The 15,650-nt window shown below is 69.6% G+C and carries 4 protein-coding genes; 2 read left to right on the top strand and 2 right to left on the bottom strand.

The genetic code is table 11. The annotated features are described in order from the left end of the window. Window positions 1–11: 11 nt before the first annotated feature. Window positions 12–890, bottom strand: coding sequence for a sensor histidine kinase (locus Acor_RS17310; RefSeq protein WP_246238700.1), 879 nt, complete (start codon window positions 888–890; stop codon window positions 12–14). A gap of 218 nt (window positions 891–1,108) precedes the next feature. Between Acor_RS17310 and Acor_RS17315 the strand changes: the two genes are divergently transcribed. Together Acor_RS17315 and Acor_RS46300 are read left to right on the top strand one after the other, a co-directional pair. Then, window positions 1,109–1,351: a hypothetical protein gene (locus Acor_RS17315; RefSeq protein ID WP_155337696.1), complete on the top strand. Its 243-nt coding sequence runs from the start codon at window positions 1,109–1,111 to the stop codon at window positions 1,349–1,351. A gap of 973 nt (window positions 1,352–2,324) precedes the next feature. Then, window positions 2,325–2,516 (top strand): BBE domain-containing protein, encoded by a 192-nt coding sequence (locus Acor_RS46300; protein WP_155337697.1) that lies wholly within the window; start codon window positions 2,325–2,327, stop codon window positions 2,514–2,516. A gap of 40 nt (window positions 2,517–2,556) precedes the next feature. Here the strand turns inward: Acor_RS46300 and Acor_RS17325 are convergent, their stop codons facing one another. Beyond that, window positions 2,557–15,594 carry a hemopexin repeat-containing protein gene (locus Acor_RS17325; protein ID WP_155337698.1) on the bottom strand — a complete coding sequence of 4,346 codons (13,038 nt, stop codon included), beginning with the start codon at window positions 15,592–15,594 and terminating at the stop codon, window positions 2,557–2,559. Between the last annotated feature and the right edge of the window lie 56 nt (window positions 15,595–15,650).

Raw genomic sequence — 15,650 nt, forward strand, 5'->3', positions numbered from 1 at the left:
GGGAATTCTAGTCAACGGGCCCGATGTCCCGGGAAGGCCACCGTGAGTTCGAGTCCGCCGCCCGGGTTGGGTCTGGCCCGTACGTCGGCGTCGTGGGCTTTCGCGATCGACGCGACGATCGACAGGCCGAGGCCGCTGCCCTGTTGCCGGGACGTGTGCAGCCGCCGGAACGGCTCGAACAGGTCGCCGAAGCGTTCTTTCGGCACTTCAGGACCGGTGTTCCGGACGGTCAGGACGCCGTGGGACAGAGTCACGTCGACGGTTCCGCCGGGATGGTTGTAGCGGATCGCGTTGTCGACGAGGTTGGCGACTAGGCGGTTCAGCAGCACCGAGTCGCCCGAGACGATGAACGGTTCGGTCCGCGAGGTCTCGGTGACGTCCGCCGGGGCGGTTTCGGTGAGCGCGAGCTGGATCACCTGGTCCAGCGCCACCGGCTTCCGCCGGTCCAGGCCGTGTTCTGCCTGCGCCAGTATGAGCAGCGCGTCGATCAGGTTCTCGGTGCGGTGGTTGTGGAACAGCAGTTTGTCGCGGATCTCGCCGATGTCCTCGGGCAGGCCGATCTCGATCGCCGCCCGCTGGACCGCGAGCGGGGTCCGCAGCTCGTGTGACGCGTTGGCGATGAACCGCCGCTGCCCGGTCACCGAGCGTTCGAGCCGGTCGAGCATCGCGTCGAAGGTGTCGGCCAGTTCCTTCAGCTCGTCCTTCGGGCCGGCCAGCCCGATCCGTTCGTGCAGGTTGGACACCGACAGCAGGCGCGCGGTGGCGGTGATCCGGTGCACGGGACGCAGCATGCGGCCGGCCACCAGCCAGCCGACGATCACCGACACCAGGGACAGGACGCCGGCGGCCAGCAGGGTCACCTCCCACTGGTAGTGGATCACGTCGTCCACCAGGTGGGGCAGCGGCGGCCGTGGCTGCCCGAAGGCCGGCGCCTCCGGTGCCTGCGGCCCGCGCCCGATCCGGCTGTGCCGCGCGTCCTGGAGCAGCAGGTTGACGATGACGAGGAGCAGGATCGAGCTGACCAGGTAGAGCCCGGAGTAGATGAGCGTGAGCCGGAGCCGGATGGTGGTCAGCCCACCCTCACCTCAAGCGCACCCTCGAATGCCTGGTGGACGTGGACGAGGCGTATCAGACCTGGCTCTTCACCCATTTCATGCTGGTCCGCCGGACGATCGGCGTCAGCCGGAACACGGCGGCACTGGACGGCGTATCCACCCAGGTCCTGCCCGGCCGCATGACGCAGCCGCTCTTCCGCCAACTGTGGCGAGTCCGCGAGCAAATGACCGCCAACTGGAACCGGGACGGCGGATACGCGCCAGGCGCGACGCGAACCGCGAACACGGAGACGTGATGGACCACGACTCCTTACGCGCCGAATTCCCGCTGCTGGACACCTGCCTCTACCTGAACAGCAACTCCACCGGCGCCGTCCCCCGCAGGGTCGAAACGGTCCTCAAACGCTACTGGCAGACCCTCACCGGCTGGCGCGACGAAGTCTGGTCCAACTGGCTGGAGGTCGCGGTACGCGGCGGCGGGCACGTCGCCGACGTCGGCGTGGCCGGGCTGACGCTCGGCGGCGGCAACGGCTGGTTCGCCCGGGTCTTCGGGCTGGCCTGTGACAACTTGCTGGCGGCGGACGTCCTCACCGCCGCCGGCGAGATCGTCAGGGCCGGCCCGGACGAGAACCAGGACCTGTACTGGGGGCTGCGCGGCGGCGGCAACCTCGGCGTCGTGCTGGAGTTCACGCTGCGCCTGCACCCGGTGGGCGACCTGCTCGGCGGCCTGCTCATGTACCGGCTGGAAGACGCGCCCGAGGTGCTCGGCTTCCTAGCCGAGTACGACGCCCCCGACGACGAGGTCAACGTCGCCCCCGCCATCCTCGCCGCGCCGCCGGCCCCCTTCGTCCCGGCGGAGCTGCACGGCCAGCCGGTGTTCGCGCTGGCCGTCTGCTACGTCGGGGATATCCCCGCAGGCGTACGCGAACTGGCCGCGCTGCGCGCCGTCGGCAAGCCGCTGGCCGACCTGGTCGGGCCGACCTCGTTCGAGGTGTTGCAGCACTTCTTCGACGCGCAGTCCGCGCCCACCCCCTACCGGATGCGCTCCCACCTGGGCGGCCCGATCACCGCCGAGCTGATTGAGACCCTGGTCGACTTCGGCGGCCGGCCGAGCTCGCCGGAGAACCTGATCCTGCTGCTGCCGATGGGCGGGACCACCGGCGCGGTCGCCCCCGAGGAGACCGCGTTCTGGCATCGCGGCGCGGCCTACTGCCTGGAGATCGCGGCGGCCTGGTCCGCCGACGAAGAGAACCCGGGGCGGCACGCCGAATGGGCCGACCAGCTGTGGGCGGCCACCCGCCCGTGGTCGGTCGGCGCCGAGGCCAACCACCTCGCGACGAAGGACCTGACGGGATCCGCCGCGCCCACGGCGGCAACTACGAACGGCTGGCCGAGGTCAAGCGGACGTGGGACCCGGAGAACGTGTTCCGGCTGAACCAGAACGTCCCGCCCGCCGGGTGACGCCTGATCGGGGCGGCCAGGCCCGGCCGCCCCGATCTAACTATTGCGCCCGGTAGTTGAGGATCAGGCCGACGTTGAGTAGCGCCTCCCGGTCTCCTTCAAGGACGAGTGACCAGGGTGCGCCGCCCACGTTGAGGCCGGGGGTGCGGAGCAGTTTGCCCTCGTCGAGGGCGAGCCGCTGGTCCCCGTTGAGCAGGAATCGGGCGGTGCCGCCTTCGGCCAGGGTGTAGGTCGCGTAGACGCCCGAGATCTGCCGTCCGCTCATGCTCTGGAACATCTCCGCCGTCAGCGGCAGCGAAAGCGAGCCCTCCGCACTGGTGAGCAACGCCTCCCACTCATCCGGGAACTCGCCCGCCACGTCGACGTAACGCGCCGCCGCGTACGGCTTGAGCATGCCCTTGACCGCGTTGCCGAAGACCTCGCCGCCCTGCTCGGCGGTGTACTTGACGGTGATCGTGACGTCGAACAGGTCGGCCGGCCGGCTCGGGGCCTCCAGCCGCCAGCTCGACACCGCGCCGGTCCCCTCGAACGGCAGGTACCGGTCGTCGTCGTAGCGCAGTTCGAACAGCCCGTTGTTGTCCCGGCCCTCCTCCAGGTCGGACAGGGCGATCTGCTGGCTGGGCCGCCAGTCGGCGCGGACCGACGCCGGCGCGGCGCCCTTCGGGTCGAGCAGGAACTTGACCGCCTTCTGGTCGGCCGACAGGACCGTCTTGTGGCCGGTCTGGGTGAGGGTGGCGTTGACGCCGAGCGGCCCCTCGAAGCCGCCGAACGACACCGACACGGTCCTGATCCGCCGCCGGTAGTGGCCGGGGAAGTCCCGCGCGAACAGGGCCTCGGTGAGCGTGAACTCGCAGCGGCCCTCGTTCTTGAGGGTGAGCACGGCCAGCGGGTCGAGCTGGAGCAGCGACACCTTCTTGGTAATCTCCAGCCCGCGGCTGTCGTTGTCCACGTACGCCTTGCCGAGCCGCTCCAGATCCGAACTCAGGGTCTCGCCCGCGAGCAGCCCGTTGCGCCGACTCTCCCAGTAGACCGGCTGGATGAAGGAGTCGGTGACGCCGCGCTCGTAGTGGTAGGCGCGTTCCGCCGTCTTCGCCATCTCGTGGGCCATGTTGTACGACTGGAAGTACAGCCCCGACAGCCGCCCCGACATCCACTGATAAAGCTCGACGTTGGAGAACTTGTCGTTGAGGAAGGCGGCCACCTCCCGGGTGTGCTCGACCTCCTGGTTGGCGACCTCCAGCTCGCGCTTGGCCACGCCGACCTGGTGTCCGGCCACCGTGACCTGGTGCCCGAGCTGGACGATGTCCGCCTCGGCCATCTGCTTCTGGAACTTCCAGTCGCCGTCCTGCCGTTCGTGCTCGGCCCGTACCCCGTAGATCTCGCCCTGCACGCTGAACGCCTCGCCGAACGACTCGGCGACCTCCGCGCCCTTGTCGAGCGCCTCGCCGATCTGCTTGCCGCCGAACGAGGTGCCCATGATGAACGGCCCGATGAGCATCTCCGGGATCACGAACGCGATGGCCGAGCCGATCTTCAGGCCGCTGGACACGAAGTGCGAGATCATGGCGCTGTTCATGGAGTCCAGCTGGGCCTGCTGGAGCGAGGAGATGCCGGCCTCGATCAGGTCGGCGTAGTACTTGGCCCGCGCCTTCGCGGCGGCCAGCGACGCCTCGGCCTCGCTCAGGTTCTCCGTCGCGATCTTGACCTGGGCCTCCCGGATGGCCAGCGTCATCGTCTGGATCGCGCCCGCCTGCCGGTTCTGCAGCACGGTCAGTTCCTCGTTGTCGCGCCGCTCCAGCACGCTGGTCAGGTCGTTGCCGAACTGGCGCAGCCGATCGACCAGGTCCTGCGCCTTGCGGTGCACGAAACCGAACCGGTAGTGCGGCACCGGCACGGTCAGGCCCGCCCCCGCCTGGTCCGGACTGAGCCCGGCTGCGGCGCCCTTGACCAGCGCCATCACGTCCACCGGCGGCTCGAACAGCGGCAGCGGCTGGCTGATGCCGAGAATGTTGAGCGACTGCCTGATCTTGCGCAGCCGGTCCTCGACCCTGGTCCAGTAGTCGTCCAGCAGGGTGTTGTCGGGGATGTAGAAGTAGGGCGCGGCCACGCTGGCGTGGATGGCGCCCAGGCCGTCGAGCATGCTCCCGCCCGCGGTCAGCCGGACCGCGTACGGATCGGTCACCTCATTGGCCTGGTGCAGCTCGTTGTAGGTGCGGGTGGGCAGCAGCGTCCGGGTGCCGATGCCCTCGGGACGCTGCCCGAGCAGGTCGTAGGCGAAGATGTAGAGCATCCGCGCCTCGTCGATGGTCTCCATCGTGTACTGCCGGAAGAGCATGTCGCCCCAGTCCAGCAGGTTGTCGATGTAGGCCATCACGACCGCCCGCCGGTAGGCGGTCGGCCGCAGCTCGGCGATCGCGTGCGGGTCGAAAGGATCGTCCAGGTACGCCTTGAGCAGCGCCTCCCGGTCCCCCATCAACTCGTACTGCTGCTCCAGCCGCGCCACCATCGCGACCTTCTCCCTCAGCGCGGGAAGTGCGGCCAGCGCCCCGTCCAGCGGGCGCAGCCGGGCGGGCAGCTGGACCAGGAAGGCCAGCTCCTCCGGGCTGCACTTGCGGGCCTGGTCGAAGACGGGGGCCATCGCCGCCACCTCGTCCAGGATCTGGCCGAGCGTCGCGGCCTGGGAGCCGAGCGCGCCCATCTCCAGCCGGATGGCGTGGACCAGCGCGGTGACGTCGATGGCCAGGAACGGCAGGAACCGCCAGTACCTGTCCTGCTCGGTGGGGTCGAAGACGTACTCGTACCAGCGCCGGGCGTCCTCGAAGCGCTGGGCCGTGTTGAGCGCCTGCGCGATCAGCAGCGGCGCGTGGAAGAAGATCTCCCAGTAGTAGCGGCCGTTGGGGCTCTGGAAGTCCAGGTGCGAGCTGACCGGCATGTCCGGCACCCACGACTGGACCAGGATGGTGGTGGCGTCGGCCTCGGCCGCGTCCCGGGTGAACCCGGGCAGTTCGTTGATCTCCTGGGTCTCGGGGGCGAGCAGCGCGGGCAGGCCGCCGACCAGCAGCCTCCGGTTGAGTTCGAACGCGGTGCTGGAGGTGAGCCGCACCACCTCGTGCGGCAGGGTGGTGAACTCGAACGGGCGGGGCACCGGCGCGTTCTTGGGGTTGACCACGTAGTGGTCGCCGAGGAACAGGAAGAGGTCGGTCTCGGTGTCCATCGCGCCGGTGAACGTCAGGTGGAAGTTCTGTGGCAGCGAGCGCCAGTTGTCGGCGAAGGGGTGGAACGAGGTGACCGTCAGGGTGTCGAGTTCCTTGGTGGCGTCGAGGGTCGCGTACTCGCCGGCCGCGAACACGTACCGGATGTCGCCGCGCCGGAACACGCCCTTGACCCGCCGGGCCAGCGGCTTCGGATACTCGGCGTCGATGATGTCCGGGATGACACCGTTCTCGCCGATGGTGTAGCGGACGTACTCCTGGCCGCAGGTCAGGTAGAGGTACCCGTTGGCGAGGTAGGCGGAGTCAACCGACTCGGTCCGGGTGATCGCCGTCGGGATCTTGCCGAGCTCGCGGCTGGAGTGCCGCTCCGGGGTGCTGCCCGGCTTCTCCTGGCCGGTCAGCGCCAGGTAGATGCCATCGTTGTTGTCGAAATAGTACGAAATGTTGCGGTAGTTGAACGCCGTCCCCATCCGGCTCCAGCGCGGCAGCCCGTCCTCGTTTTCGGCGAGCCGCTTCGGGTATCCCTCGTCGACCCGGCCCTCGGTCGAATAGCGCAGGTAGTGCTCGCCGTAGAAGACGAACACCTTGCCGCTCTTGCTGAACATGGCCTCGACCTGATGCCTGGTCGGCACCGGCCACTTGTCCTTGACCTGCTTGGGCTGGTCGAGCGCGCCAGATTCGACGTACACCGTGCCGTCCGGGTGGTGCGCGAAGAAGTACTCGACGCCGTTGGCGGCCGTGTACGCGGCGTCGATCTTCGACCAGTGCGGCAGGTCCTCGGTGTTGTCCTCGATGGGCTTCGGGTAGCCGGGGTCGACCGGGCCGAACGGGCGTCCCCTGAAGCGGTAGTACTCGCGACCGGAGAACAGGTAGGTGACGTCCCTGCGGATCAGCACCGCGTCGACGATTCCGGTCGAGGTCAGCGCGTTGCCGGTGATCCCCCACCGGCTCTTGATGGGCTCCGTGGTGGCGTTCAGTTTGCCCTTGGTCTTGGTCGCCAGGAACTGCTTGTTGAGGTTGTCGAAGAAGTAGCGGGAGCCGTCGGCCATCTCGAAGGCGGCGTCGATGCGCGTCCAGTCGGGCAGCCGGTTGCCGTTGTTCTTCAGCGCCAGCAGCGGCGGGTCCTCGCCGGGGACCACGGTGATCGGCCGGCAGAGCAGGCTGCCGCCCTTGTGGTCGACGCTGAACCAGGGGCCGTCGGTGGAGCCGGCCGGGCTGTTGAACCGGACCAGGGACTTCTCCTCGACCGGCTCCTTGAAGATCTTCGTCAGTTCGACGATCTTGGGCGGTTCCGCGATCCCGGGCACCGGCACCGCGTACAGCTCGGGGGTGAGCGCGAACGCGGTCTGACCGGGGACCGGCCCGCCCGGCTTGTGCACGTTGTACGTGCAGGTGATCACGATGGAGTCGTGGGTGTCGCCGGAGAGCGTGGCCGAGGCGCGCACCGACAGCCGCACGTCGGTGATCGGGCCGTCCGCGAGGGTGCCAGGCGGCAGCAGCTGGGCCGACACCCACTGCTTGTTCAGGTTGTAGAAGGAGTAGGAGATCCGGACTCGGTACTTGGGCGGCGGCGCGGCGACGTCCTGCTTGTTGCCGTCCACCTTGGTGACGATCGTGGTGGTGTTGGCGGTGTCCGGCGGGACGGTCTCGACGACGGTCCAGAAGACGAACACCCGGCCGAACGCGTGCACCGGATCGACCCGGTCCGCCTCGATCTGGGCGTCGACCTTCAGCCAGGGCTCCCAGGTCGCCGACAGCTTCACGCCGTCCCGGAACTCCGCGTTCCGGTAGTAGTAGCGGCGCGGCTCGGTCCTGGTCCGGCCGAACAGCACCAGCCGGCGGGTGTTGGCGGGCGCGTGGTCCTCGGTGTAGACGTACGCGCCGGCGATCTCCAGCCGGGACACCTCGGTGTACTCGTCCAGGTAGCGCTTGTAGGCGCCCAGCACGGCGTCAGCCGTGATCTCGCCCTGCAGCAGGTCGTTCTCCAGCTCCTTGAACGCCGGAGTCTTGGTGTCGCGCAGCTCGGGCCGGATGTAGTTCTCCGGGTAGAGGAAGACCTTCCGGTTGGCCTCCCAGATCCGGTAGTTCTTCAGCCACGACCACCAGGCCCTGAGCTGCTGGCGGGTGCGCTCCTCGTCGACGCCGACCTGCGGCGTCACCTGCTCCAGGTCGAGCAGGTAGCGGTGCACGTAGAGCTGGGTGGCGGCGATGGCCTCACGGACCGGCGAGGTGGTGGCGACCGCGCCCATCTCGACGTCCACCAGCAGGTGCTCGTACAGCTCGCGGCTGTTGCGCAGGTCGGGGTGGAGGTGCAGCACCGCGCCCAGCAGCGCGTCCCGTTTGAGCAGGTTGAGCTCGTCGTGCATGGTCTTGTCCAGCACCAGCCAGTCGGCCGGGCTGTGCTTGCGTTCGAGCAGCTGGAACAGCGCGTCGGCGGCGGCCTCCAGGTCGGTACGGGACCAGATCCGCGTCCACACATCCGGATACAGCCGGGACGGCCCGGTGCCCGCCTTCGCGGCGAGCGCGAACACCTCGACGAGTTTCAGCACGAACTCGATCTCGAAGCGCTCCTCCTCGGCCGGGAACGCGGTCAGCAGCCCGGCGTTGCGCTTCAGCCAGCGCAGCTCGTCCACATCCCAGCCGAACAGCCCGGCCAGCCGCTCGTGCGGCTCCGCCGCGCCCACCCCGAGCAGCGGGGCCAGCCCCGGCCTGGACCTGGAGAGTTCGGCGAACCTGACGATCGTGTGCACGTCGCTGAGCCGGTAGTCGACCAGCTCGGACCAGCGGTGCCGGAACGCCTGCGGGAAGGTGCGGTCCAGCACGTCGTAGCGGGTGGTGTAGCGGACGTACTGGTCGGCCTTGGTCAGGTAGGTGGCGCCTTCCAGGGTGAACGCGCCGTCGATGCCGGCCTCGAAGGTGTCGGGCAGGTCGCCCCAGTCGTCGTCGATCGTGCGCGGGTAGCCCTGCTCGACGAGGTCGAGCACGCCGGGGCTGTAGCGGATGAACTGGGTGCCGCGGAAGGCGTACAGCTCCCCGCCCGGGGAGACGAAGGCGGCGTCGAGGGGGGCGCCGGCCGTGAACGCGTTGCGGATCTTGCCCCACTGCTCGGTGACCGGGCGCACGGTGTCGCCGGCCAGGAAGCGCTCGCCCTTGAACAGGTAGACCCGGCCGTCGGCGGCGCGGAAGGCGGCGTCCAGGCCGTCCTCGAACTCCTCGGGCAGCGGACTGACGCCTAGTTCCTCGGCGAATGAGGGGGCGATCGTGCGCGGGTAGCCCTCGTCCACGAAGGCGTACTCGGTGCCGGAGTAGCGCACGTACTGGTCGCCGGAGAACAGGAACGTGTACTGGTCGCGGACCAGCGCGGCGTCCACCTTGCGCTTGTCGGCGATGGTGTTGCGCACCTTGCCGAGCGCAGCGATCGGATAGCTGGCCGCCGGAGCGCGCGAGACGACGTGCAGGGCCCCGCCGACGACCAGATAGGCCGTGCGGTCGTTGGCCACGGCCGCGTCCACCACCTTGCCGGCGCCCCGGGCCACGACCGCGTCCTCGAACGTCTCGGGCAGGTTGGCGAACGCGGGTTCGGCGCGCAGGTTGACGGCGATCGCCTTCGGGTAGCCGGGGTCGACGAAGCGGTACTCGGACCCGGTGTAACGGACATACTGCCCGCCGGAGAACAGGAACGTCGTGTCGTCGCCGAAGACGATCGCGGCGTCGACCGTGCCGGTGCCGTCCTCGGGGACGAACGGGTTGAGCGACTTGCCCCAGCGGTCCCGGATCTGGGCCAGCGGGCCGACCTGCTGGCCGGTGTAGCGGGCGTACTGCTCGCCGAAGAAGAAGTACGTCGAGCCGTCGGCCGCCGTGAACGCGGCCCGGACCGTGTCCTCGGGCTCCAGGCCCCGGCCCAGACCGGGCCAGATCCGCTCGACCGGCCGCGCGTACGCCCACTGGCGGGTCGTCTCGTTGAACGGCAGGCAGCGCTCGCCGCCGAGCAGCAGCATGGTGTCGCCCTCGAACAGCACCGCGTCCGGGATGCCGAACCCGTCCGGGGCCTGCCAGAACGTCTCGTCGACCGTGACCGGGTAGCCGGGGTCCGGCTCCAGGTAGGGGCCGAATTCGCCGGTGTAGGCGACGTGCCGCATCACGCCGTCCTCGTCGGCGTGCTCGAACAGGTAGGTGACGCCCTTGCGGTGGTAGGCGAGCGCCACGCTGTCGAGCCCGCCCCAGTGCTCGGCGATCTGGCGGGGCTCACCGTCGATCGTGTCGGCGGTCGAGTAGGTGACGAACTGGTCGCCGCTGAACAGGTAGGTCTTCCCATCCCGCCCAACAAACGCCGCATCAACCGCGTTGTCCTGATAAATCGCGTTACGGGGTCGGCCCCACTCCTCGGTGAGCGGGTAGGCCCGGTTGATCCCCGTGTTGAAGCAGGTCGCCCCCCTGAACAGGTAGGTGTTCCCGTCCGCGCCGGTCAGCACCGCGTCCAGGCCGGTCCTGAACTCGGCCGGCACCCCCCGCAGCGCCAGCGGCCGAACCGCCGCCGACGACGCGCGCCCTTCCAGCGCCGAGTGCCGCCGCCACCCGCCGGGGCCCTCCACCAGCACGGCGCCGTTCTCGATGTACGCACACGAGATCCCGGCCAGATCGAGATCGTCGTACTTGCGGTAGAGCGTCCCGGAGACGACATGCCACTGCCCGCCCCGGAACAGGTACACGTTGCGCCGGTCGGCGAACGCCGCGTCCACCCCGTCCAGCGGCGTCGTCAGCGCGGCCAGCCGGGGCTCCTTCGACAGCTCCGAGATCGCCCGCGGATAACCGTGCTGAACGGCCTTGTAGTCGTGGTTCAGATAACGCACATACTGATCGCCGGAGAACAGATACGTGTAGGTGCGGGTGACCTCCACCCCGTCCGCCAGCTCGACCGCGTCCATCACCAGCGTCGCGTCCACCCGCCCGGTCCGGGTGATGGTGTTGACCACATTGCCCCAGAACACCGACACCGTCGCCGGATAACGATCATCCACCCGCGTGTAGTTCGCGGTCGAATACCGCACATACTTCGCGCCGGAGAACACGTACGTCTTGCCGTCCTTGCCGACGAACGCCGCGTCCACCTTCAGGAACGGGATGCTGTCCCAGTCGTCGACCAGCGTGCGCGGCTCCGACCACCAGCGGTGCCGGGTGTCGAAGACCACGAAGCGTCCGCCGGAGAACAGCCAGGTCTGGTTGTCGCGCGCGGTGAACACCGCGTCGATCTGCGCGAACTCCGGATCGTCGGCGAGCGTCACCGGCAGGTTCCACCAGTTGTCGGACTGCGGCTTCGGGTAACCGGCGTCCGGCGTCGTGTAGTTCCTGGTGGAGTAGCGGACGTAGAACGGGGTGTCGTCGCCGGACACCTTGATCCGGTCGCCGGCGCGGCGGATGGTGAGCCGGATCGACCGGTCGGCGGTGACCTCCCACTGCGGTGACTGGCCGGTGACCGGCGCGTCCATGGCCACGTTGACGCCGTGCTCGGCGAGGCGGCGGCGCAGCGCGGGCGACAGCCGTCCGGCCGCGAGTTCGGCCTCGTAGTCGGCGGGCAGGTCGAGGATCTGGCCGACCGGGCCGAACAGGTGGGTCGCGCCGTCCATCACGAACGCCGCGTCCACCCGGTCCAGGCCACCCCAGTCCCCGGCGATGGCGCGCGGATAGCCGAGATCCACCACCGAGTAGTCGGCGGTGGAGTAGCGCAGGTAGCGGTCGCCGCTGAACAGGTAGGTCTTGCCGTCCAGGCCCACGAACGCGGCGTCCACGGTGCCGCTCGGCAGCACCGGCGCGAGCAGCCCCCAGCGTTCCGCGGTCGGCGCGGCCGACACCCCGGTCGAACCGAGCGAGACCGTCTTGCCGTCCTTGAACAGGTGCACGGTCCCGGCGCCGTCGGCGAACGCGGCCTCGACCGCGCCCTCGAACTCGACCGGCACGTCCGGCCGCCACGCCTCGATCCGCTTCGGGTAGCCGTCGGCCACCCTGACCTCGTCGTTCTCCAGGCTGTCTGTGTAGCGGACGACCTGGTTCCCGGCGAACAGCAGGTAGCCGGCCGCGTCGGTGTAGGCCGCGTCGACGCGCTCGGCGGTCGCGAAGGTGTTGCGCAGCCGTCCCCACCGCTCGACCAGCGGCTGCTCGGCCGCGCCGTCGCCGACCGCGATCCAGCGCTCGCCGGTGAACAGGTGGGTCCGGCCGTCCCGGCCCTGGAAGCTGGCGTCGACCGTGCGCCGGAACGCCTCAGGCAGCGGGACGTCGTGGCCTTCGCCCTCCCACCATTCGGTGATCGCCCGAGGGTAGCCCTCGTCGGCGAAGCTGTAGTCGGAGCCGGAGTAGCGCAGGTACTGGTCGCCGCAGAACAGGTAGGTCCGGCCCTCGCCGTCCACGAACGCGCTGTCGATCCGCTTGGGCTCGGCGAAGTTGTTCCTGACCTTGCCCCAGACCTGCTCCTTGCCGGCCCACCGGGTGCCGCCGCGGGTCCGGACGAAGGCCCGCGAGAGGCCGTCCAGGCTCCGGCCGACGATCCACTCGGTGCCGTCCGGCTGGACGAACGCGGCGTCCACCCCGGCCAGCCCGGCGAAGTTCGCGGACAGCTCGGTGAGCGGCTTCTTCCGGGGGTCCGCCAGTTCGTAGCTGGTCGCCGAGTAGATCCAGTAGTCGGTGCCGAGGAACAGGTAGATCTTGCCGTCGCCGCCGGCCAGCAGCGCGTCGAACCGGTCGATGCCGGGCGGCAGGGCCAGTGGCTCGGGGAACTTGCCGGTGAGGTCCTGGTCGCGGAAGGCCACGCCGACCTCGACCGGGTCCAGGCCCAGTTTGCCGGCCAGCCGGGCGAACCGGCGGATCCGCCGGTAGGAGCGGCGGAAGTGCGGCTCCTCCGGGGTGCCGGCTTCGGCCAGCGCGGGGGCCACCAGGATGTCGACGGCGTCCGGCGAGACCGCCGTACAGATCGCCTCGACGACCGGGGCGGAGATGCCGAACACGTCCTGCAGGACGGTGAGCAGCGCGCGGCGCTGCTTGCCGGCCAGGTCGCCGAGGCGCTCGGCCACCTCGTCGACGCCTGCGGCCAGCTCGTTGGCGACGGCGTGCAGCAGGAAGAAGACGTCCTTGCTGTAGTCCTCGACGCCGGGCAGGGTGAAGTCGAGCGCGTTGGTGACCGTGCGGAAGTAGTCCAGCCGCTCCTGCGGCACGCCCAGCGCCGGGTTGAGGTGGCCGGCGTCGGCGAGCATGGCGACCAGCAGCGTCAGCTCCTCCTCGTCGAAGCCCAGCTCGGTGACCGCCGCCAGATCCAGCCGGTACGGCGCCTGCGCCCGCACGATCGCCGCGATCCGCCCGTAGACGAGCGCGCCGTCGTCGCCGGTGAAGCCCTCCCCGAGGTCGAGCCAGCCGTCCGGATCGGTGAACAGGTCGCGGACGTCCTCGCGGACCCGGCCCTCCTCGGTGGCGGTGCCCTCCAGCCGCTCGACGACCCGCTGCGCCATCGCGTCGTCGGCGATGGACAGGAAGTCGTCGGGCGTGAAGGTGAACAGTTCGGCCCAGTGCGCGGAGATCTGGCCCTTCAACGCGTCCAGGATGGGCCGGCGCATCGGATAGAACTCCAGCGCGATCCCGAAGTCGTCCAGCGCGACCGCGCCGAGCGCGACGACGTCGTTGATGGCGTCGTTCTGGTCGAGCACGCCGTTGAAGCGCAGGCTCTCGGTGAGCGCGAGCAGCTGGGTCTCGGTCAGCCGCAGGTCGGCGAAGACGCCCAGGTCGATCGGCGTCTTGCTGGTCCGGAACCAGGCGATCCTGTCCCGCAGCGCGGTCAGCACCTCCTCGGCCATGTCGTCGAGCAGCACGCTGGGGGTGAACAGCTCGGCGTTGCCCGGCTCGGCGAAGAACTCGGGGTCGGGCCGCTCACCGGCTTCGTCGAGGTAGCCGTGGTAGATCAGGTTGTCGTACAGCTCGGTCTGCTCGGCCTCGGTCAGGTCGGGGAACGCGTTGGCCAGATCGGAGGGGTAGAAGCCGCCTTCGAGCCCGGCCAGGGCGGCGAACAGGTCGCCGGTCAGCTCGTCGAAGTCGCTGGAGAGCACCAGCTCGTCGGGCAGTTCGTCGGTGGTGAGCAGGCCGTCCGCCTGCAGCAGCCCCGCGATGACCAGGTTGGCGAAGATCTTCGCGGCCGGCCGTTCCGCCAGGCCGATCCCCAGGAAGTCCTCCGGCACGAGCACGGCCAGGTCGGCGACCGCGTCGTAGGCCGCGGCGGGCGCCTTGGCCGGGTCGAGCCGGAGCAGCCGGGAGTCGCGCGGCGAGACGACGCCGTCGTCGTGCGCGATCAGCACGTCGTGGATGGTCTGCGCGGCCCGCTCGTCGAACCGGTCGGAGCTGAACACCTCCGGGGAGAGCCCGACCGTTTCGAACCGTTCGGTGATCCCGGTCAGGACGGCCTGCTTCTCCTCCTCGGCTTCGGCCTTGGCCGGCTCGCCGAGGATCTCGGTCAGCTCCTGGCCGCTGAACCCCCAGGTGCGCATCCAGGTGACGACCGCGAACAGGGTCTGGACCAGCCACAGGCTGGAGGCGGCGTCGGCGCGTTCCAGGATGCGGTAGCAGTCGTAGCTGCCCGGCTCGGTCACCGGCAGCACCGGGAAGGAGGTGTACCGCTGGAGCGACGGGTCGGCCTCCAGCGCGGCCAGCACGCCGAACAGTTCGTCGACCGAGACGCCGAGCGCGTCCACCAGCCGGCCGGCGCGGTGCAGCAGCGAGAGCGCGTCCAGGCCGAGGTCCCGGTCGAACGGGCTGGACTCGTTGGGGTCGGCGTACCGGTCCCGGTAGCGCTGGACGACCGCGACGATGTCGGCCTCGGCCAGGTCGATGGATCGTGCCAAATGACGCCGATACTCGCGGTTCTGCGGGGCGAGGATGTCGCCGGACGGGATCGGCACGTCGTTGACGGTCACCGGGAGGGTCCTGGCGGTCAGCGCGGCGATCGTGTCGAAGGGCAGGCTGTGCACGCGGTTCAGGTGCACGGCCGCGGCCACGGCGCGCAGCGCGGCGGTGTTCAGGGTGTTGCCGCAGCAGGAGGTGAGGATCAGGTCCAGGTCGGTGAAGGAGAGGCCGGTCCGGCGGGACAGCCGGACGAACCGGTTGGCCCGGTCGAACCAGGCGGCCGGAATCGGCCCGTCACTCGCGACCAGGGTCAGGTCGTCGGGGGCGACCGTCACCACCTGGCCGCCCTGGTGCACGAAGAAGGTCGCGGCGGAACGCTCCAGCAGCGGGTCCTGGTAGAGCAGTTCGCGCAGTTCCGCGCCGGTCATCGAGGTCGCGGCCAGGAACCGCTCGACCTCGGCCAGCACCGCGGTGGTCTCGCCGGGCGCGAGCCCGTACACCTCGCCGACGTCCGTCCCGCGTACGCTCGTCACCATCAGCACGTCTTCGGGGGTCAGGCCGAGGAACTCCCTGGCCACCGTGTCCCGGTCCACCCGCGCCGCGAACAGCCGGTAGAACTCCACCGGGTCGATCTGCAGATGGCGCAGATAGGTGGCCAGCCGCGCGTTCCGCAGCGAGAACGGCAACCCGAACGGGTGCTTCAGCTGCCGCAGCTTCTCGTACGGCACGTCGTCGACGAGGGATTCCAGGATCCGGTTGACGATGTCCAGGTACGGCGTCAGCGTGAAGGTGTTCTTCGTGTCGAGCGGGATCTGCCCCAGATCGGCCCTGCGGCGCAGCAGGTCGGTGTCGTCGAACGTGTCCTGCAGCAGTTTGAGCAGGTCGGCGAGGTAGGCGGCCGGCGAGTAGACCGACCTTGCCTCATCCCCTTCGCGGAAGTCCAGTTCTCCGAAGAGCCGTTCGTAGCTGGGTAATGAGGCATCGCTTCGCACGCGGTAGGTCCCCTCCGGTTAAGCCCCCGATTCGGCCGACTCATGGTCGCCGATCC

This window comes from Acrocarpospora corrugata (assembly GCF_009687845.1).
Classification (GTDB): Bacteria; Actinomycetota; Actinomycetes; order Streptosporangiales; family Streptosporangiaceae; genus Acrocarpospora; species Acrocarpospora corrugata.